The organism is Desulfocurvus thunnarius, from assembly GCF_055390965.1.
Genome location: NZ_AP042411.1, coordinates 790,990 through 811,518, shown reverse-complemented (window position 1 = coordinate 811,518; position 20,529 = coordinate 790,990). Strand labels below are relative to the sequence as shown.

The following is a 20,529-nucleotide window of genomic DNA, read 5'->3' as shown; positions in this document are numbered from 1 at the left end:
TGTTCTCGTCGGCGCGTTTCGCGTCGTCCGCAACGGCGTCCCCGTTTCATCTCCCTATCCCTATATGACAGCAAGAGAGGAGTTCGCAGTGTCGGCATGCGGCCATCATGAGAGCGAGGAGCAGAGTGTCGCCGTTATCGGAATGGCGCTGCGGGTTCCGGGGGCGGATTCCCTGTCGGGCTTTTGGGAGAACCTGGTGCGGGGACGCGTCTGCCGCACGCGCGTTCCGGACGGCGAGCTGGCCGCCGGGCTGCACGTGGACCTCTGTCAGGAGGCGGGCTATGTGCCCTACCGGTATTCCATCGAAGGGTACGATTTGTTCGATGCCGAGTTCTTCCGGGTTCCCCCCCGGGAAGCCGGGCTGATGGATCCCCAGCATCGGCTGGTCCTTGAGTATTCCGTCCGCGCCTTTGAGAACGCAGGGTATCCGCCCACGGACGACAACGGTACGCGCACGGGCGTCTTCGCCTGCGCCGATGTGAGCCATTATCTTATGGGCCACCTGTACCCTCATTTATGCAATGGCTCCATCGATGTAATAGAGACGTTCCTCGGCACAGGGAGCGATTTCCTGGCGACACGCGTCGCATACAAATGCAACTTCACCGGCCCGGCGATGACGATACAGACGGCCTGTTCCTCGTCGTTGACCAGCCTGCACATGGCCGTCCTGTCCCTGCTGGGCGGGGAGTGCGACCGGGCGGTGGTGGCTTCCGGAACGGTTCTGTTGCCGGATCTCGGGTATCTGTACAGTCCCGGTGGGATTCACTCGCCCGACGGACTGTGCCGCCCCTTTGACAGCGGCGCGCAGGGCACCGTTTTTTCCAACGGCGCGGTGGCCGTGGTGCTCAAGCCGCTGCGCGCTGCGCTGCGGGACCGCGACCATGTTTGGGCCGTGATCCGGGGCACCGCCTCGGCGAACGACGGGAACGACAAAATCGGGTTCGTCGCCCCCAGCGCCGGCGGGCAGGCCCGGGCCATCCTCTCGGCCCTTGCGGTCGCCGGGTGTGCGCCGGAGGAGATCGCCTACGTGGAAGGCCACGGGACGGGCACCCAACTGGGAGACCCCATCGAGGTCGAGGCGTTGCTGCGGGTCTTCGGTCCGGCAAGGGAGCGGCGCGCCGCGCCGGTCGTCCTGGGGTCGGTCAAGGGGAACGTCGGCCACCTCAACGCGACCGCCGGGCTGTGCGGATTCGTCAAAACCTGCCTGTGCATGCATCATGGATTTGCCCCCGGCACCGCCAACTTCAGCGCGTTGAACCCCGCGTTCGGGGATATTGCCCCGCTTGCGATTTCGGCTGGAGGCCGCGCCCTGGAGCGGCGCGCGGGCGTGCCGCTGCTGGCCGGGGTCAGTTCGTTCGGCTTCGGGGGCACCAATGTCCATGTGGTCGTCCAGGAGCCGCCCCGGGCGCGCCCCACGGAGGGCGGCGCGCAGGATCGGGCTCATCTGCTTCTGCTTTCCTCCCCGTACGAGGATGGCCTGCGCCGGATGCAGGCGCAATGCGCCAGGCATCTGGAGGAGGCCGGTGTGCCGCTGGCGGACGCGGCGTATACCCTGGCCGTGGGCAGGCAGCATCATGCGTGGCGCTCCGCCGTCGTCGCGCAGAGCCGCGAGGCCGCCGCGGGCAAGCTCCTGACCGCCCCGCCCCTTCGCCGCGCCGCTTCTCGGGACGGTGCCGTGGCGTTCCTTTTTCCCGGCCAGGGCAACCTGCACGCCTTCGCGGGCTTCGGCCTCTATGAACACGACGCGCTGTTCCGGGAGTGCCTGGACGAGGTGGCCCGGGTGCTCCTCGCCAACGGCGGGCCGAATATTCTCGAAATCATGCGCCGCAATGCCGCCGACGCGGGTGCCTCTTCCCTGGCGTCCACGGCCATGGCCCAGCCGCTGCTTTTCGGCCTTGAAACGGCCTTTGCCCGGGCCCTGGCCGCCAAGGGCGTGCGGCCGGACTGCGTGCTCGGGCACAGCCTCGGGGAGTATGCCGCGGCGGTGCAGGCGGGCATCTTTTCCCTGGAGGACGGAGCCCGGCTGGTCGTCGGCAGGGCCGTATTGATGCAGGCGGCTCCTCCGGGCCGGATGCTCATGGTCACGCTGCACCGCGATGTTCTCGGGGATGTTTTGGGTGCGCTGTTCGATCAGGTCGAGCTTTCCGTCGTCAACGGCCCTGCCAACTGCGTGCTGTCGGGCCAGCCCGAGGCCCTGGATGCCTGCCTGAAGGCCGTGGAGCGCCATGGTCAGCGGGGGCTGTATCTCAAAACCTCGCACGCCTTCCACTCCGTCGCCATGGAGGGCGTCCTCGAACCCTTCGGGCGGCTGCTCGGCGAGGTCGAGTTGCGTCCCCCCGGGCTGCCCATCGCCAGCAATGTGACCGGCACCTGGGGAGGGGAGGAAATGGCCCGCCCCGGCTACTGGCTCCGGCATTTACGGCGGACTGTGGAATTCGACCGCTGCCTTGCCACCATCGCGGACCGGGCGTCTCTGGGCATCGAGGTCGGGCCGGGGCATGTCATGCGCAGCCTGGGAACCAGGCCGGACCTGGGGCTGGCGGTCTGCCCGGGGCTCGATGCCCCCGGCGTCCCGCCGGAGCAGGGCCCCGCACCCGGGGAGGAGCCGCGCACCATGCTGCACGTTGTCGGCGATCTTTGGGCCCACGGCGGCGGGGTGGACTGGCGGGAGTTCTTTACCCCTGCGGCCCCCCGGCGCTGCCCCATGCCGGAAACGGCGCTGCATCCGCAGCGGTTCTGGGTCGATCCCGCCCCTGTTTCGGGCGCGGCCGCCGAAGGGGCGTCCCTCGGCTCCCTCATGCGGGAAAACAGGAGCGCGTCCGCCGGGGAGCAGGTGCCGCCCGCGAACGAGACCGAACGGCAACTCGTCGAGATATGGCAGGAACTGCTCCTGGTCCGGCCGATAGGGACCACCGAGGACTTTCTGGCCCTTGGCGGCAATTCCGTGCAGGTGATGCAGATGCTGCGGCTCGCCGGGGAGCGCGGGCTTTCTTTCTCCGCCCGGGAGGTCTTCGAGGCCGGAACCGTGAAGGAATTGGCGAAAAAGGTCCGGAGCGCTGCCCCTGGCCAGGCCCCGGCTGCCGCCATAACGGTGCCTGCCTTTTTCCCTGCGCATGCGGGGGCCGACCGCCGGTTCCACGCCGTGTTCGATTGCCCCGAGGGGCTTGCTCCGGAGCGGCTCGGCGCCCTGGCGCAAGCCCTTGCCGCGCGCCACGAAACCCTGCGCCTGCGGTGGGCTGAGGGCGATGTCACACTGCCCGGCAGCGGAAGCAAGGCCTGGGCCGACGAGCATGTGTACGACGGGCTCGCCCTGCCGTCAGGCGTTGTGAAACGTCTGCGCGCCAACCCGTTCGCATCGCTGCCCGCGGCCTGCCCCGCCTGCGATGGCCGCCGCCCCTGGTATCTGGCGCCGGTTGCCCAGGGGCCGTCCGGAGAACTCCTGATTCTGGCGGTCTTTTCCTGGGCCGTGTGCGACAAGCCCGGCGCCGATGTGCTGTGCCGGGAAATCGAGCCGTTCCTCCGCTCCGGCACGCTGCCCGATGCAGTGCCGGACTCCTGGTCGGCATGGCTTGCCGGTTTGCCGGAAGCCCTGCGCGCCACCCCGGCGACGGCGCACTGTACCGGAGCCCGACGCGGGGCGAAAACGGCAGACGCGGCGGGCAGCGCCGGAAGCGACGGGGCAGGTTTCGTTGCCGTCGGCAGCCCCGGGATACAGGCCATGATTGCACAGGCGAGCGGCATGGCCCGCATGTCGCCCGGCGATTTCGCGGCCTGCGCCCTGCTCGGGGCGCTCGGCGAGGAGTCGCCGCAGGCCGGAGCGGTCACGGTGTGGAGAAACATGCGCGACGGTTGGCCCACCCTGTCCCCGGTGCGCTACGGCGTCGGTCCCTATGCCGTGCCTGTGTCTGTTGCGCTGGACGACGGCCTGCTGCCAGACGGGGCGGCGGCCATCCCCCATTTCAAGGCGGCGCTGCTGCGGGCTCTTTCGGGCAGCGGGACACGGCCCGTAACCGGGGAGGAGGTCGGTTTCTTCTGGGTGGATTCCGCACAGGCCGGGCATGCGGCCCCGGAGGCGCACGCCGCCATCGGGCCTGCTGCCGACGGAGAGCCGTCCCTTGTTTTATATGCTTTTGCGGACCGGGATGCCCTGGTCGTTTCCGCTTCGCGGACCTCGGTCCGGGTGGAGGCCCTCATGCGCCGCCTTGCGGCGCACGTCGCGCTGCTCGCGGAAAACGTGATCGAGAGGGCGGAGGGGTGCGGCCCCGTCCCTGCCGATTTCCCGCTTTGCGACCTGCGCGGGGACGAATTGGCCCGCATCCTCCGGGAGGCCGGGCAGGCTGCGGAGGCATTGCAGTGATGGACACCGCCAGGGGCGTGTATCCGCCCGAAACATCAGCGCCGGGGGAGCCATGAGCAGCAGCGCGTCGCGCCTCGAAGACATCCTGCCGCTGACTGCCTGCCAGGAATTCTTCCTGGCAGGGGAGTCCGCGAGCAGCATCGACAGTATACACGTCTACGGCTACCGCCTCGCCGGAAAAGTCGATCCGGACATCGCACGGCGGGTCTGGTCCGAAATCGTCGCGGCCTATCCCTCGCTGCGGACCTCTCTGCATATCCTTTCGCCGGGGAGGGCCTTTCAGGTCATCCATCACGCGGCGCAGCCGGAGTTCCGCTTTTTCGACCTGCGGCATATGCCGCGCGGTGAAGCGGAGGCGGAGGTCGCCCGCTATCAGGAGGCGGATTCGGCCGTCCTGTTCGATTGGCGCGTCCCACCGCTGTTGCGCATCGCGCTGCACCGGCTGGCCGACGAGGAAAGCATTCTGAGCATCACCATCGACCATCTGATTTTCGATGGCTGGTCCCTGGGATTGGCGATCCGGGATTTCCTCACGGGATGCGCGGTGCTGGCCGCCGGAGGGCGCTGGTATGCGCCCCCGGCCGCTTCGATCCGGGAGTATCTGCTGTGGCATCGGCGGCAGGACGTGCAGGGGGCGGTGGGCTGGTTTCGCAACGCGATGCGCGATGTGCCCTCCCAGCGGCTGCCCTTTGTGGAGTGCCCCCGGTGGCCGGACAGGATTTGCGCGACCGAAGTGCATTTCCTGCCCCTGACTGAAGAGGAGGCCCGCCACCTGAACGACGGCGCGCAGCGGCTGGGCGTGACGCTGTACGCCCTGTTCCAGGGGGCGTGGGCCTTGATCCTCAGCCATTGCCAGAAGGGAGAGCGGGCCTATTTCCTGTCCACTTCGGCCAGCCGCCCGGCGGACCTGCCGGGGGTCGAGTCGCTCTTCGGGCTTCTGCTCGGGGTGCTCCCGCATTGTCTGCCCTGCGCGGGGGCGAGCCGGGTCGGCGACTGGTTGCGTCATATCCGCGCCTATCAGGTGGAGGCAATGCAATACCACTTCGTACCGCCCGGGGACGTTGTCGGTATCCAGAAGGAACTGGCCCCTCTCGCGCAGACCTGCTGCCTCGTCTTTCAGAACATGGACACCGGAACCGGGCGGGAGCCGGACTCTCCGGGCGGAGTGACCGTCTCCGCCGGGGGGCTCGTCAGCCGCTCGGGCTATCCCCTGGTCGTCGGGGCGCAGGTGCATTCGGGGCTGCAACTGTCCCTGATGTACGACCCGCGCCTCTTCTCCCGGGCCAGGATCGTCTCGCTGGCGGAGTTGCTCAAGGCGGTCATGCTTGCCTTGCCCGGGCGGGAGGATGCGTGCCTCGGCGATGTTTGCGCCTTGGAGGGCATACGGGGCGGGCTGCGTGAGGTGGCAGCCTCCGTGGCGCACAGGGGCTGAGGCGCGCCTGTCGTTTTTCAGGCTCCCGGCATTCGGCGCCGGGCCGGAGCGTGCGCTTTGCCCGGGGTACGGCAAGGCGCACGCTCTGCGTTCCAGTTTTTTCGTCGTCTGGGGCTTTCGCCTGCTTCCGTCGGTTGCGGCCCACTTCTGCGCGTGTCCGGGTGTCCGCCTGGTTGCTGTCCGCCTGTTGCCCACAACTTGCGGCGCCCCTCTGCCGAGGCCTCGTCGTGGCGGCGCATGGATGCTCGGGCCTGGAGTGCGGGCATTCGTTTTCCGCAGGATTCAGGGGCGCACGGCGTGCCCGCAGCCGGGGCGCATGTTCCCGGCATGGTTGGGCGGGTACGGCGTACCCGGGCCGGTGCATTGCAACGCCTGCCGATGCGCGACGAAGAGGCGGCGCATTTTGCGCGCCTGTTTGGAGGCCCTTATGGGCAAAACGAGATATTTTCGGAGTGAAATCGAGTAGTCCAAACGGGGGCAGTGCACTAATGAACTTGAAATTCAAATTCATTTGGTGTTTAACCAACGAGGGGACGATGCCGCGCTTAGCTTCAAAACAACATATTGTCGGACTGACGCTGTTCCTCCTGGCCCTTTTCGGGCCGGTCCCGGCGTTTGCAGCCGACGTGGAAGAGGCCGATCAAAAACAGGAACTTGTGCTGCCCACCGTCGAAGTGACTGCGGACAAGCGCACAACCGAGGCCCAGAAGACTCCGTTGACCATGGATGTCATCACCGCCCAGGATATCGTGGATGCCGGGATCACCTCGATCCACGATGTGTTCACGCGGATGCCGAACATGGTGGCTTCGACGCAGTACATCGGCGGCATGAACTTCATGACGTATCGTGGCGCGCATTCCTCGTCCGGAACGGAAACGAACCCCGTCGTCATCTACGTCGACGACGTGCCCATGGAAACGTTCCAGACCCTGGATGTCAACCTGGCCAACGTGGAGCGGATCGAGATACTGCGCGGCGCCCAGGGCGTCATCTACGGCAAGAACGCTTTTGCCGGCATCATCCGCATCATAACCAAGAAGCCCGGCAACGAGATGGAAGGCAAGGTCCATACCCAGGTCGATTCCCGGGGCAGCTATGAGGCCGGGGCCACGGTCAGCGGGCCGGTCGGCCTGGACGGGCTGTCCTTTTCGCTGACCGGGTCGCACGACTACGAGAAGGGGTACCTGAAGAGCGAGACCGACGAGGCGCGCGAGGAGCAATGGCATGAGCGCGCCAAGGGGCAACTGCGGTACAACCCGGTGCCCGAGTCGGACATCGCGCTGCTGTTCGACTACGCGCAAAGCCAGAAGGACCGCCCCCACTATACGATTTCCCCGGCCACCGTCTCCATGACATCCCTGGCCTCCCCCGGCGACGAGGAATCGTCGAACCTGCTGAATATGGCGCTCACGGGCAGTTTCGTTTTCGAGAATTTTACGGCGGAAAGCGTCACGACAGAGCGCGTCGAGAGCCTGGACTATGTTTTCGACATGGCGCCGGTCAATGCCCTGATCTCGGACGGCGGCAGGGAGACGGAACGTAACGAATTCACGCAGGAGCTGCGGATCCGGTCGAACGACGACGCCGATGGCCTGCACTGGCTTCTCGGCCTCTACGGCAGCTACTCCGACTATAACATGCGCAAAGCGTTCCAGAAGTATTCGCCGCTGTTCACCACCGATGTGGTGAACTCGCCCTTCCGGATGTTCTCGACGGAGTTCGCGCCCTTCGGGCAGTTGGAAATTCCGCTGACCGACGCGCTGAACCTGACCACGGGCCTGCGCTGGCATACCGTGAGCAGAAGTGCTTCGGTGAACTACGAGTGGGCCTTCACGGGCGCCGATATCCACACCCGCGTGGAGGACGACTGGTCCGAGCTGCTGCCGCGCGTGAACCTGAGCTACAACGTCAGCGACGACAAGATGGTCTACGCCGGTGTCAGCCGCAGCTTCATCCCGGGCGGCATCTGCTACACCACCATGACCGGGCTGGGGAACCTCAAGTACGACTCGCAGACGGCCTGGAACTACGAGGTGGGCGCCAAGACGGAATGGTTCGGCAACCGGCTGCGCATCAACCCGGTCCTGTTCTACTCCGAGTATTCGGACTTGCAGGAAATGGCCTACGACGCGAGCACCGGCAACTTCATCGCCAGCAACCCCGGCAAGAAGGCCACGGCCTACGGGGCCGAGCTCGACATGGCCTGGCTGATTCTCCCCGGGCTGGAGGCCGACGCGACCCTCGGGTACACGCGGGCGCGGTACGACGAATATACCGATCCGAACTCGGCAGCATCGTATGACGGCAACCGCATGCTGATGTCCCCCGAATACACCGCCCGTGTCGGCCTGCAATACCGGGCCGAATCCGGCCTGTTCGTGCGCGGGGACATGAACTACGTGAGCGACTTCTATTGGAATGGGGCCAACACATACAAGCGCTCCCCCGTCACGACCTTCGACGCCCGCGTGGGTTGGGAGTCGGAATCCTTCGACGTATACCTGTTCGGCAGGAACATCTTCGGAGCGCGGTATCTGGATTACTTCTCCGCCCCCAACCAGCTTTCGTTCGTGGCGGAGACGGCGACATTCGGCCTCGAGCTCGCCTACCGGTTCTAGGCGGAGGCGGGAGCAAGGACGAAAGAGAGCAGAGCGCACGCCCGTGTCGGGAGTGTCCGGAGGGGGGATTCCGCAGGGCGGGCGTGCGCAACGCCTCGATTTCATGAGCGTTGCGATATGGCAGATGCGGCCCATGCCGTGTCTGCCGTATCCAGTGCATGTCCCTTCCGCCGGGGGGAGCGGCGACGGGGTGCCGCCCGATGGATGCGGACTGGCCTCCGGGGGAGGAGGAAGGAGCAGGGGGGCGATTCCGGCTGAGCAAACAGTCGTACAGGGGAGCCGATGACAACACGAGTTACCGCCAAGGAATTCAGGACGTTTTCCGAATTGCAGGCCATTGCCGATTCCAACGCCCTGAACGAGAATCTGGGGAATATCTCCGAGAAGAATGATACCCTGAACGGTAGCGGAGTGCTTTTTGCTCCGCTTCCCGGGTTCTATCTCGGCTATTGCGGGCCGCTCAGAGTGGAATCGACCCTGCAAAAAAGTTTGTATTACGATGAAGCGGTCTTTGTGGCAACACTTCTCCTTGGCGGAACGACTCAGTATATCATAGAGGAGGGTGGGCGGCAGTCGATCTCTTTGCAGAAGAATATGTTCCTCGCAGGATACTGGGACAACGTGGATGTGCAGACCGTCATAGCGAGGCAGACATCGTACAGCCATATCGGATTCATTTTTACGCGATCCGCGCTGGAGACATATCTGGGCCGGGCCGCGAGCTTGCAAATTCGCGATCTCATCATGCGCAAGGGCGATTCGCGGAACACCGTGGCCGGAGTTGCCCTTGCGGACACGGTCTTCCGGGCGCAGCGGGCGGTTGTGGATACCCGGAATTGTTCCGCGTCCGACCTGCTTGCGTTGCGGGGAATCGCCCTGAGCTGCTTTGCCATGCTCGTGAACAATATCTCGACGCTCGGCGCCAGCCCGGCGGCATATCCTCCGCATCAGATGGATGTCCAAAGGATTGCCGACATGAAAAGTTATATAGATGAAAAATTCCTGACCATTGATACGGCGCGAAGCATTTGCTCGAAATTCGGCATGAGCTTTTCAAAGGCGAACAGTCTGTTTAAAACAATACATATGGTGACGATAGCGCAGTACGTTCATGATTGCAAAATGGCATACGCCCACTCAAAATTGGTGTCGGGCCAATGTAATGTGACGGAATGCGCCATGGATGTTGGATACTCGAACATTAGTCATTTCATTTCATCATTCAAAAAACGCTACAATATAACCCCAAAGGCCGCAACGCGGCTGGGCGGTATCTCCATTCAATAGACGCCTGATCCCGTATCCGTTTCGCCTCAGGCGCCGGGCCGGAGTGCCCGGCGAAGGTCCTCCGGGCAGGCCCCGGCTGCGGGTCGCCTGCGGGCGCAGCGCATCCTGCCAGGAAAGCTGCGGAAGTTACACCTCATCCGCGAGCGGACCGGCTCTCCCGGGCCTTCCGGCCCTGCCCCTCCGTCCCTCCCGGCGAGATCGTCTGAACGTTCGGGTGCGGTGGCTTCGCCCGCCGGGGCCCGAGCCTCGTCGCCGGGGTCTCGTCTCTCCCTCCCCCGTGCAGGGCGCGCCGGATTTCCGCAACGGCTGGCCGGGCGCAAGGCCGCAGGCGTGTTTTGCGCCTTGGGGGCGCCGCATTTCCTATGATTGAGAATAAAAATCAATTTCGATTAGTTTGCGCCCGGTATGGGGCAGAGGGGAGCGCCCTTTTTGGTGTCTAAAGGCAGGCAGGCATTCAACAGGCCGGAGCGGGACGTTTCGTGGCGCGCCACGGCACGGCGGCGCGGCCCGAAGGGCGTCGCAGTGAGAAGACGAACGTCTTGCCGCCGGGAGGGCAAACGTGAAGCGGTTGGCCATACTTGATGCGCACGTGGCGCCGGACAATTTCCTGGATTGCGCCGAGGCGATGTGCCGGGAAGCGAACGTGTCCCTCAAGGTGTTGGAATGCAGGACGGCAGATGCCGTCGTCGCAGGCGCGCACGATTGCGATGCCGCCCTGTGTTGTTTCGTCCCTGTGGACGCGTCGGTGCTCTCCCGGCTGCCGAAGCTGAGAATGGTCGTTCGCGTCGGCATCGGCGTGGACAACTTCAATCTGGACGACTTCACTCGCTGCGGCGTTTTCGCCTGCAACACGCCGGACTATGGGATCGAGGAAGTAGCCGTTCATTCGTTGGCGCTCATGCTCGCCCTGGAACGGAATATCGTGCGGTATGCCCGCGCAACGCGCCAGGGAGCCTGGGCGCAAGGCGTCGGGCGGGAGATGCGCCGCCTGTCCCACCGGACGCTCGGGCTCATCGGCTTCGGACGCATTGCCCGCAAGCTCGCCACGTTGGCCGCTCCCCTCGGCTATTCCCTGGTCGCCTTCGATCCCTATGTCTGCGCAGCCGAATGCGCGGGGGCGAACGCCCACAAGGTGGAGATCGAAGAGTTGTTCCGCCGGGCCGACATCATTGTGGTTCTCGCTCCGGCGACAGGGGAGACCCGGCACATCGTCAACGCGAATCATCTCGGCCTGGCCAGGGACGGCCTGCTGCTGGTGAACACTTCGCGCGGATCGCTCGTGGATACGGGCGCCGTCGCCGAGGCTCTCCGGTGCGGGAAACTCCACGGCGCGGCCCTGGACGTGCTGGAAGAGGAGCCTCCTTCCGCGCGCAGCCTGGAACTGCTGGAGCACGACGCCGTCATTCTCACTCCGCACATCGCATACCGTTCGCAGGAGTCGCTTGCGGCGCTGAACCGTCTGTCCGTGCAGACAGCCCTCGATTACCTTTGCGGCAATACAATCAGAAACCTCGTCAACAAGGCTGCCCTGCGCGCTTGACGCGGGGCGGCGTCGACGAATGAGGAAGCGAAGAGATGGCCCCCACCGCAGCCCTGACCGAAATGGGATTGGACGAACTCGCGGCGCTCGTTTCACGGGCGGACCAGGCGCGAACCAGGGAGCGGGAGCCCCAGGCTCCCGGAGCCGAAGGCGACCCGCCTCTTTCCTATGCCCAGGAGCGTCTGGTCTTCATGGACCGCCTGTCCGAAGGGCATCCCTTCTACAACCTGGCCTACGGGGTCACCATCACGGGCGACCTGGATGTCCATGCGTTGCGTTGCGCCTGGCTCGACGTTGTCGCCCGCCACGAAACATTGCGCAGCTTCTTTCCCGACGACGACGACGGCAATCCGTGCGTGCGTTTTCTCCCGGCGGAAGACTGCGCCATCCGCCACGATGACCTCCGGGCCCTGGGCACGGCGGAGCGGGCCGCGCGCCTTGACCAGGAGATTCACGATATGGTCGCGGCCCCGTATCATCTGCGGACGGGGCCGCTGGCGCGGGGCGTCGTCCTCCAGGCCGGGCCGGACCAGTTCACGTTCCTGTACGGCTTTCATCACAGCGTTTTCGATGGCTGGTCCCAGGATATCTTCCACAGGGAGTTGTTCCAGGCGTATGCGGCCCGCCTGCGGGGCGCCGCGCCCGACCTGCCGCCGCTTCCCATGACCCACGGGCAGTACGCCCGTCGGCAGCGGGAAACGATGGAAGGAGCATACGGCACGGCGGAGGGTTCCTGGTGGCGGGAGCATCTGGCGGAGGTGGACGACTTGCGTCTGGTGACGGACAAGCCGCGCCCCGGGGCCCAGAGTTTCGAGGGCGCCAGCGTGACCTTCACCATTCCGCGCCCGGTCTCTGTCGCCCTGGAGGAGCTGGCCCGCCGGTCCGGGGCGAGTCCTTTCATGCTCTGGGTGGCCCTTTTCGCCATCATGCTCGGCAAGTACTCGGGGCAACGGCGCTTTGCCATCGGCAGCTCGCTGGCGGGGCGCACCCTTCCGGGCACCGAATCCCTGCTCGGTTTCCTCGTGAACAACCTCGTCATCAGGATCGACAACGATCCGGGCCAGACCTTCGAGGAGCACCTGCGCTCCGTTCAGGAGAGCGTCCTGGCGTCGTACGCCCACGGGGAATACCCCTTCCAACTGGTGGCCCAGAGCCTCGGCCGGCACCCGGACCTGAGCCGCAACCCGGTCTATCAGGCCACGTTCACCTATCAGAACTACCAGGAATCCCCAAAGAATGTGGCAGGGCTTTCCTTTTCCGAGGTGTCCTTCCCCGTGCTCTCCACGCATGTCGATCTTGATATCGTGGCCTGGCCCACGGAGGAAGGCGTCGTCTGTTGCATGCTTTACGCGACCGACCTGTTCCTGCACGAAACGGCGCAGGCTTTCGGCGATGCGATGGTCGCCCTGGCGCGGTACGTCGCCGCGGCCCCAGACGCTCTACTTGCCGATATCCTCAAGCTCGACGTGCTGCCCAACCTTTCGCGGCGCCCGCCCTCGGTGCTTGCCGGGGAGGCGGCGTCCTATCCCTTCCGCTCCCCGTGGGAGCGCTTGATGGACCATGTGGAGCGTACTCCGGATGCCCCCGCGCTCATCGTCGGCGGAGAAGGTCCGGAGCGGGACGTGTCCGTGTCCTTTTCGCGGCTGGCGGCCATGAGCTCCCGTCTGGCCGAGACGCTGGACGGCCATGGCGTCGGCCCCGGGAAAACGACGGTCATCCTCGCGTACACGGGCGTCGAACTGTTCGTTGCCATGTTTGCCGTCTGGCACCGCAACGGCTCATGGCTCCTGGTGGACCCGGACATCCCCGGCGGGCGCATGGCGGCCATCCTGGCCGAGGTGGCGCCGGACAGCATTCTCGCCATGCCCGGGATACCCGGCCTGGGCGGGCCGGAAAATGTGACGGCCCTGCCCGGGGCGCTGCATATGCTCCCCGTCTGGACGCAATTGCCTCCGGGGCGGGGCGCCCTGGCCCCTGTCCAATCCCGGGAGGAAGACATCGCCATGCTCTTTTGTACCTCGGGTTCCACCGGGCATCCCAAGGTCGCCCCCTGCACTCACGACGCGGTGTCCAGGCGGCTGGCCTGGGAAATGGCGGAATTTCCTCTGGGCCAGGGTGACTTGGGGTGCCTGAAATCGTCAGTGTCCTATGCCGATTTCTTCTATGAGGCTTTCGTTCCGGTCCTGTCCGGGGCGCCGCTGCTTCTGCTCGGGCATTCCCCGGCGTTCGATGTCCAGAAAATGATGCAGCAGATGGAGCGCCACGGGGTGACCAAGATGGTGGCCGTGCCCTCCCTGCTGAAGGCCATGCACCGCATCGGCCAGGGGCTCAAGGGCCGCCTGCAAAGCCTGCGCTTCATCCGCACCAGCGGCGAGCCGATGCCGACCCAATTGGCCGAGGCGGTCGTCGAGGCTCTTCCCGGGGTCACCTTCTACAGCGTCTATGGAGCGCTGGAGATGCATAATCCTACGGGATTTTGCTACTCCCGGGAGCACTATCAGGCCGGGTGCGATACCAGGTATCTCCCTGCCGGGGTGCCGCTCCCGGGGCGGGCGGTGGCCTTGCTGGATGAGTACCGCATGCCCGTGCCCTGGGGCGAGACAGGAGAGTTGTACGCAGGGGGGTGGGGGCTTACTCCCGGGTATCTTTCCGGCGAGGGCGGCGAGTTGTTCCCGGTTCTCGACATCCTCGAACCGGGCGCCAGGTGGTATCAAAGCGGCGATGTGGGCTATCTCGACGAGCGCGGACGCCTGCACATCACCGGGCGCAAGGATTTCCAGATCAAGGTGCGCGGTGTCCGCATCGAGCCCGACGACGTGGAAGGGCTCATGCTCGGGTTCCCCGGCGTTGCCGAGGCCCGGATTGCGGCCTGGGAAGACGGGGAGGACGGTCAGCGCCTGCACGGCTTCGTGACTCTGGCGCCGTCGGCCGCCTGTTCGGACACGGCCTCCTTCGCCGGGACACTGCGTTCCTTCCTTCAGGAAAATCTTCCGGCGGTCATGGTGCCCGATTCCATAACCGTTCTTGAAGACTGGCCCCGGACGGCCACGGGCAAGACGCATCTGGCCCGGTTGAAGGAGGCGTTCAAGAGAACGCAGGCCATGGCCGACCGATCTGAAACCGGGCGGTTTCGCGGCCCGGAGGCCGTCATTGCGCGGATTTGGGGCAAAGTGTTGCGCGGGGGCCATTTCCGCGATGCCAAGGCGTCATTCTTCGCCGCCGGGGGCAACTCGCTGATTCTCATCTCGTTGCATCATGAATTGCAAAAGGAGTTCCGCCGGGAATTCCCCCTGACGGTCCTTTTCCAGAACCCGACCATTGAAAGCCAGGCCCGGTTTTTTGCCCAGGCGGCAGCGCCCGGGGAGGACGCCGTTCCCCTGGGGGCGCCGCGCGGCCGGGGCGCCCTCCAGGCAAGGCGCCGCCCGGGCAGGCCCTGAGGCCGTGCGTATCTCTTGTGCGCAAGGCTCGTGTCGGCCTTCCACCGACGCATAATGCGTCTGACAACGTGCAAGGACATGGAGTGTGCAGTGCAAGGAAAAATCCCCGTGGCGATACTTGGGTCCGGAATCATCGGGACGGACCTGCTGTACAAGGTGCAGCGGTCGGTCAACATGTCGTGCGGCTGTTTCGTCGGCAGGCGGGAGAGCTCCGAGGGCATGCGCCGGGCCCGGGAGATGGGCGTTCCCATTTCTTCTGGTGAAGTCGGATTCCTGCTCGCCAACCCGGGCCTCTACGAGATCGTTTTCGACGCCACGAGCGCCGAGGCGCACAAGGAGCACAGCCGCCAATTCGCCGCCATCGGCAAGATGGTCTTCGACCTGACCCCCTCCCATACCGGGACGCCTGTCGTGCCGACCATCAACGCGGAGCGGTTGTTCCTTGCGCGCGACGTGAGCCTGGTGTCCTGCGGGGGGCAGGCGGCCTTACCGGTCATTCATGCCGTAGCCGGGCAGTGCGCGGGCATCGAGTACATCGAGATGGTCAACACCAGTGCGTCGAAGAGCGCGGGCCTGGCGACCAGGCTCAACATGGACGAGTACCTGGAAACCACTGAGGCGGCCATTGCCGAATTCTCCGGGTGCGGGCGGGTCAAATGCCTGGGCCTGCTCAACCCGGCGACTCCGCCGGTGCACATGCGCGTCACCATCACCGTGCTGGTGCGGCAATACGATACGGAGAGGGTGACCAGGGCGGTCCGGGACGCCGTTGCCGCCGTCAGGCGCTACGTCCCCGGGTACACGCTCATCGCGGACCCGGTGTACGGCGAGGGCAAGATCACCATCCTGCTGCGGGTCTCGGGCCGGGGCGATTATCTGGCGGAGTATGCGGGCAACCTGGACATCATCAACGCGGCGGCCGTGTATCTGGGCGACCTGTACAGCGAAAGGCTCCGGCAACGGCGTGCGTCCGCCACGGCGCAACTGGAAACGGCATGAGCGCGATACGCAACACCGACACGCTGGTCGTCTATGATTCCACCCTGCGGGACGGCAGCCATGCCCTGGGCAATTCGCTCACGGCCGACCAGATCGAGCGTTACGCCCGGCTGGCGGAGCAGGCGGCCATCCCCTTTGTGGAAATCGGCCACGGCCTCGGCATAGGCGCCTCCTCCCTGCAAAGCGGGTTCAGCACGCTGGCGGACGGGGAAATCATCGCCGCCGCCCTGCGGGGCCTGGGGCGGGAGCGGCTGTGCTGTTTCCTGCTGCCGGGATACGCCACCGTGAACAAGGACATCAAGCCCGCCATGGCCCTCGGCGTCACCAACTTCCGCCTCGGCTGCCATTGTACCGAGGCCGATGTCACGCTCCGGCACATCGATTTCCTGAAATCCAACGGCGCAACGGTCATCATCTCCCTGACCATGTCGCACATGGCCACCCGGGAGGAGTTGCTCGAACAGGGACTCCTTGTGCAGAAGGCCGGGGCGGACGGACTGATTCTCATGGACTCCGCCGGGCATTTCATCCCGAGCCGGGTCGCCGATACGGCGGCCTTCCTGTGCCGGGGTCTGCAACTGCCCCTTGGTTTCCACGCGCACAACAACCTGGGCATGGCCGCCGCCAATGCCTTTACCGCCGTGGAGAACGGATTCACGCTTGTGGACGGCTGCTGCTGCGGGCTCGGGGCGGCGTCGGGGAACTGCCAGCTCGAAGTCATCGCGCCGCAGCTTGAACAGTACGGATACAGAACGGGACTCGATATGGCGCAACTGTTCCGGCTTGCCGAATTCACGCGGGAGCACATCCTGCGGGAGATACCGTTCAGCGATCCGCTCAACATCGTCAGCGGGCTTCATGGCATCACCAGCGCGTTTGCTTCGCACATCAAGAAGGTGGCGCGCGAGTTCGACCTGGATCCCGTTACGTTGTGTACCGAGCTTGCGAAGTACAAACCCGTCGGCGGTCAGGAGGATCTCATCGTCGAGTCGGCGGTGGCCCTCAAGGCGCGGCGACAGGGGGCCCCGGAGAGGTAAGCGGGGCATGCTCCGGGCGCGCCGATTCCGGCCCGTCGGGTGGGGCCGCTCCTGGAGCATCCAGGGGCGGCTTCGCGCCTTTCGGGCACGGGGCATGTTCTCGCAGGGGCAGTCCGGCCGGGCGCGTCGTGCGGGGCGGCGTTCCCGGGTGCTTTTAAACCGAATCCGGGTACGGCAGCCGGGCGCTTTCGGCTATCGTGCCCTCAAGTCCGCCGCGATGCGGCCGAAGGCGACAACGTGCAACCGGCGAGGAGACCCTATGTCGATTGTGAGCGCCCTGCGCAAGGAAACCCCTGTCATTCTCCCTCTTTTCCTGCCGATTCTGATCTCGCAGTATGCGGGCATCGCCAACGGCGTCATCGATGCGGCCATGGCCGGAGCCCTGGGCACCGTGGCCTTGGCCAGTATCGCCGTCGGGGCGGCGATATGGGTGCCGTTTCTGGCGTTCAGCCTGGGCACGCTCTACGGCCTGCTCATCGTCGTTTCGCAGGCTTCCGGGGCGGGCGACGGAGACGGCGCCAACGCCGTCACCCAGCAGGGCCTGTATCTGGGCCTGGGCCTCGGGCTGCTCGCCGCGCTTGCGCTCTATGTGATTGCCTCCAACATCGCCCTGTTCGGCGTGGAGGCGGACATGGCCGTACCGGCGAGCCAATACATCAAGGCGGTCATCTGGGGTATCCCCGTGGCCTGCATGGTCTTCGCCGTCCGCTTCTATTGCGAGGGGCAAAAGGCGGTTGTTCCGGTCACGGTCATCGCCATCATTTCGGTGGGTTTCAAGGCGCTTTTCAACTACGCCTTCATGTTCGGCCATTTCGGGATGCCCGCGCTGGGCGTCGAGGGCTGCGGCCTGGCGACCATCTGCGAGTATTCCGCCTTCCTGCTCATGCTGGCGGGTTACGTGAGCCTGGCTCCCCGGTTCGCCGGGCGGCGCCTCTTCGGCAGCCTGCGCCTGCCCGATCTCTCGGCCATGTGGGCGATTCTCAAGAAGGGCGTGCCCATCGGCCTGTGCTTCACCTCCGAGTTCCTGGTGTTTTCCGTCATGGTCCTGTTCATCAGCCAGCAAGGCGCGGCGGCCGCGGCGGCCCATCAGGTGGCCTTCAATTGCATGATTCTCTTCTTCAGCATGGCCGCGGCCTTTTCCAGCGCCGCCTGCATCCGGGTGGGCAACCTGTTCGGCGGCGGCGACAAGGTGCAACTGCGGTTTTCCGTGTCGGGCATCGTGTCCCTGAGCGCCCTTATCGGCTGCGTCCTGATGGTCGGCATGATCCTCAACGCCGAGGCGCTGGCGTCGCTTTTTACCGACGATGCGGCGGTCATCCCGCTTGCCGTGTCCATCCTTTACGTGGCGGCCTTTTTCCAGATCGCCGACTCCATGCAGGTCTGTCTGAACGGTGTGCTGCGCGGCATCGGGGACGTTTCGGTGCCCTTCCTCTTCACCACGGTGGCCTATTGGTTTGCGGGCATTCCCCTGGGGTATGTCCTCTCCGGCATGCCGCTGCCCTTCGGGGTGGTTTCTCCGGTGCGGTTCGGGGTTGTGGGGTGGTGGCTGGCGTTGACGGTGGCCCTGTTCATCGCCACGGCCGCCCTCGGGCTGCGGGCGCGCAATATGCTGTGGGGCAAGGCCGGGCCGGTGGAACAGCTCGCGGCGGCCCAGGGCAATGCCTGAGGCGCGGGGGAGGGAGATGCCGACATGAAAACATCGACTGTCCGCGCCGGGCGGCTTTGAGGTGAAGAGGATGGGCGTGAAGTCGTATGTACTGAAGACCGGGGCGTGGGGGCGGCGTCGCTGGCAAGGCCTCTTGCGCCGCCGCCTCGTTCTGGCGGGGGTGGGCGTGGTTGCCCTGGCCTGCGTTGTCGTCGGCACCCGCATGGCCGACAGCGGCAACGCCGGGGTCAAGGTCCTGGAAACCGAGCGGATTGCGCGCGGCGAGCTGGAGCGTGTGCTGACGGCCACGGGAATCATCAAGCCCGAGGAGGGGGCGGAGGTCAAGACGGGCATCCGCGTCACGGGCGTGATCGAAACGCTGTACGTCAAATTGGGGGATACCGTTACCAAGGGGCAAGTCATCGCCTCCATGGACAGGCGCGAGCAGGCGGCCGAGTGCCGCATGCTGGAGGCGGAACTGGGGGCGCTGCGGATGGAGTTGGCCCTGCTGGAGGAAACCTATCCGCTGGACATGCAGGAGGCCCTGGCCGGGTTGGCCAAGGCCGAAGCGGAAGCCGAGCATGCCGAAATCACGTACAGCCGCATCGAGGCGTTGGCAAAGACGAGAAGCGTCGCCCAGGCGGAGCTGGACAAAGAACTGAAGGAACGGACCGCGGCCCGGGAGAACAAGGCCATGCTGGAGGCGGCCCGCGAGCGGCTGACAACGCGCTACGCCCTTGAAAGCGCCCGGCTGGCCCAGGCCATCGACACGGCCGAGGCGGCGCTGGACGCGGCCCGGATTCGCCTGTCGTACACGACCATCGTCAGCCCCATCGATGGGGTCGTCAGCGGCATCACCGCCCAGGAAGGGGAGACCGTGGTGGCCGGGTTGCAGGTGGCGGACCTGATTTCGGTGCTCGACGTGTCCCGCCTGGAGTTGCGCGTCTATGTGGACGAGCACGACATCGGCGAGGTCAAGATCGGGGACGCCGTCCGCTTCCGGGTCGGAGCCTATCCGGACCGGCAGTTCGCCGGGCGGGTGGCCCTGATTCACCCCGGGCCAGAGATCCGCAACAATATCGTGTACTACCGGGCTTTGGTCCGCCTGGACCCGGAGACGGCCCGGGCGCTGCATCCGGAAATGACCGCCCACTGCGACATGGTGGTCGGGCGCAAGGAGGGCGTGCTGCTGGCTCCCAACGCGGCCTTCAAGTGGATAGGTTCGCGCCGCGTGCTGCTGGCGCTGGATTCACACGGCCAGCCCCGGCCGCGGGAGGTGCGCACGGGGCTGGTCGGCAGGAAGGCCACGGAAATTCTTGACGGACTCGAGGACGGGGAGACCGTCGTCACCAGGGTGGAATTGCCGGACGTTTTCCCGAGCGAGTGGGAGGGCGCGCAATGACGCCGGGCGATGCGCATATCGCAGCGCCCCTGGCCGAGTTGCGCGACATCACGCGCAGCTTCGTGCAGGCCGGGCGGGAAACCCGGGTGCTTCGCGGCATTTCGCTCACGCTGCACCGGGGGGACTTCCTCGCGCTGGTGGGCAGTTCGGGGTCGGGGAAGTCCACCCTGCTGCATATCCTGGGCCTCCTCGATCAGCCCGACTCCGGAACCTACGCCCTCAACGGGCGGGATGTCGCCGGGCTGGACGACGAAGCGGCCAGCCTGGTGCGCAGTCGTTTCATCGGCTTCGTCTTCCAGAGCTTCTATTTGATGCCCCGCGCCTCGGCCCTCGAGAACGTGATGCTGCCGGGCATGTATACCGGCGAGCGGCTTTCCTCCATGCGCGAGCGGGCCATGGCCCTGCTGGATCAGGTCGGGCTGGCGGATAGGGTCGGGCATATTCCGGCGCAGTTGTCGGGCGGGCAGCAGCAGCGGGTGTCCCTGGCCCGGGCCCTGTTCAACGAGCCGGACCTTCTTCTGGCCGACGAACCCACCGGCCAGCTCGACGCAGCTACCAGCGAGGACATCCTGGCGCTTTTCCAGGAGATCAACGCCTCGGGCACCAGCATCGTGGTCGTGACCCACGATCCCCAGACCGCCCAGGCCGCCCGGCGGAGCGTCCGGGTCCACGACGGCCTTGTCGTGGCGGACGGAGGCCCGGCCCCGGCTCCGGCCTGCGGCGATGGGGATGCCCCGTCTGCCACCGCGTCCGCAGGCCTGCCGTAGAG

11 protein-coding genes are annotated in these 20,529 nt (G+C 65.8%); all 11 read left to right on the top strand.

Features of this window, described 5'->3' with window-relative positions; translation table 11 throughout:
- The first annotated feature begins 88 nt into the window (after positions 1-88).
- The 11 genes from ACZ5KV_RS03565 (at position 89) to ACZ5KV_RS03515 (ending at position 20,527) form a co-directional block, all read left to right on the top strand.
- The gene (locus ACZ5KV_RS03565; RefSeq protein ID WP_464240970.1) at positions 89-4,360 is read left to right on the top strand and encodes a type I polyketide synthase; all 4,272 of its coding nucleotides are present in this window, start codon (positions 89-91) and stop codon (positions 4,358-4,360) included.
- Between the two features lie 52 nt (positions 4,361-4,412).
- Positions 4,413-5,792 (top strand): condensation domain-containing protein, encoded by a 1,380-nt coding sequence (locus tag ACZ5KV_RS03560; RefSeq protein ID WP_464240969.1) that lies wholly within the window; start codon positions 4,413-4,415, stop codon positions 5,790-5,792.
- 488 nt (positions 5,793-6,280) lie between these two features.
- Positions 6,281-8,413 carry a TonB-dependent receptor gene (locus ACZ5KV_RS03555; protein ID WP_464240968.1) on the top strand — a complete coding sequence of 711 codons (2,133 nt, stop codon included), beginning with the start codon at positions 6,281-6,283 and terminating at the stop codon, positions 8,411-8,413.
- 282 nt (positions 8,414-8,695) lie between these two features.
- A complete protein-coding gene (locus ACZ5KV_RS03550; protein WP_464240967.1) occupies positions 8,696-9,700 on the top strand; it encodes a helix-turn-helix transcriptional regulator in 1,005 nt (334 codons plus the stop codon).
- A 559-nt stretch (positions 9,701-10,259) separates the two neighbouring features.
- On the top strand, positions 10,260-11,240 hold the full coding sequence (locus ACZ5KV_RS03545; protein WP_464240966.1) for a C-terminal binding protein: 981 nt from the start codon (positions 10,260-10,262) through the stop codon (positions 11,238-11,240).
- A gap of 35 nt (positions 11,241-11,275) precedes the next feature.
- Positions 11,276-14,677, top strand: coding sequence for a non-ribosomal peptide synthetase (locus tag ACZ5KV_RS03540; RefSeq protein ID WP_464240965.1), 3,402 nt, complete (start codon positions 11,276-11,278; stop codon positions 14,675-14,677).
- A 108-nt stretch (positions 14,678-14,785) separates the two neighbouring features.
- Complete coding sequence (locus ACZ5KV_RS03535; protein ID WP_464240964.1) at positions 14,786-15,676, top strand: acetaldehyde dehydrogenase (acetylating); 891 nt, start codon at positions 14,786-14,788, stop codon at positions 15,674-15,676.
- Positions 15,673-16,713 carry a hypothetical protein gene (locus tag ACZ5KV_RS03530; protein WP_464240963.1) on the top strand — a complete coding sequence of 347 codons (1,041 nt, stop codon included), beginning with the start codon at positions 15,673-15,675 and terminating at the stop codon, positions 16,711-16,713. The genes ACZ5KV_RS03535 and ACZ5KV_RS03530 overlap by 4 nt, the downstream gene beginning before the upstream one ends.
- A 259-nt stretch (positions 16,714-16,972) precedes the next feature.
- Positions 16,973-18,379: an MATE family efflux transporter gene (locus tag ACZ5KV_RS03525; protein ID WP_464240962.1), complete on the top strand. Its 1,407-nt coding sequence runs from the start codon at positions 16,973-16,975 to the stop codon at positions 18,377-18,379.
- A 76-nt stretch (positions 18,380-18,455) separates the two neighbouring features.
- Positions 18,456-19,760 (top strand): efflux RND transporter periplasmic adaptor subunit, encoded by a 1,305-nt coding sequence (locus ACZ5KV_RS03520; protein ID WP_464240961.1) that lies wholly within the window; start codon positions 18,456-18,458, stop codon positions 19,758-19,760.
- The gene (locus ACZ5KV_RS03515; RefSeq protein WP_464240960.1) at positions 19,757-20,527 is read left to right on the top strand and encodes an ABC transporter ATP-binding protein; all 771 of its coding nucleotides are present in this window, start codon (positions 19,757-19,759) and stop codon (positions 20,525-20,527) included. Before ACZ5KV_RS03520 ends, ACZ5KV_RS03515 begins: the two co-directional genes overlap by 4 nt.
- The last annotated feature ends 2 nt before the right edge of the window (positions 20,528-20,529 follow it).

Bases quoted from the DNA above. Each gene is read 5' to 3' on its own strand.
- ACZ5KV_RS03560 (WP_464240969.1), top strand. From the start codon at position 4,413: ATGAGCAGCAGCGCGTCGCGCCTCGAAGACATCCTGCCGCTGACTGCC.
- ACZ5KV_RS03555 (WP_464240968.1), top strand. From the start codon at position 6,281: ATGAACTTGAAATTCAAATTCATTTGGTGTTTAACCAACGAGGGGACG.
- ACZ5KV_RS03550 (WP_464240967.1), top strand. From the start codon at position 8,696: ATGACAACACGAGTTACCGCCAAGGAATTCAGGACGTTTTCCGAATTG.
- ACZ5KV_RS03540 (WP_464240965.1), top strand. From the start codon at position 11,276: ATGGCCCCCACCGCAGCCCTGACCGAAATGGGATTGGACGAACTCGCG.
- ACZ5KV_RS03530 (WP_464240963.1), top strand. From the start codon at position 15,673: ATGAGCGCGATACGCAACACCGACACGCTGGTCGTCTATGATTCCACC.
- ACZ5KV_RS03525 (WP_464240962.1), top strand. From the start codon at position 16,973: ATGTCGATTGTGAGCGCCCTGCGCAAGGAAACCCCTGTCATTCTCCCT.
- ACZ5KV_RS03515 (WP_464240960.1), top strand. From the start codon at position 19,757: ATGACGCCGGGCGATGCGCATATCGCAGCGCCCCTGGCCGAGTTGCGC.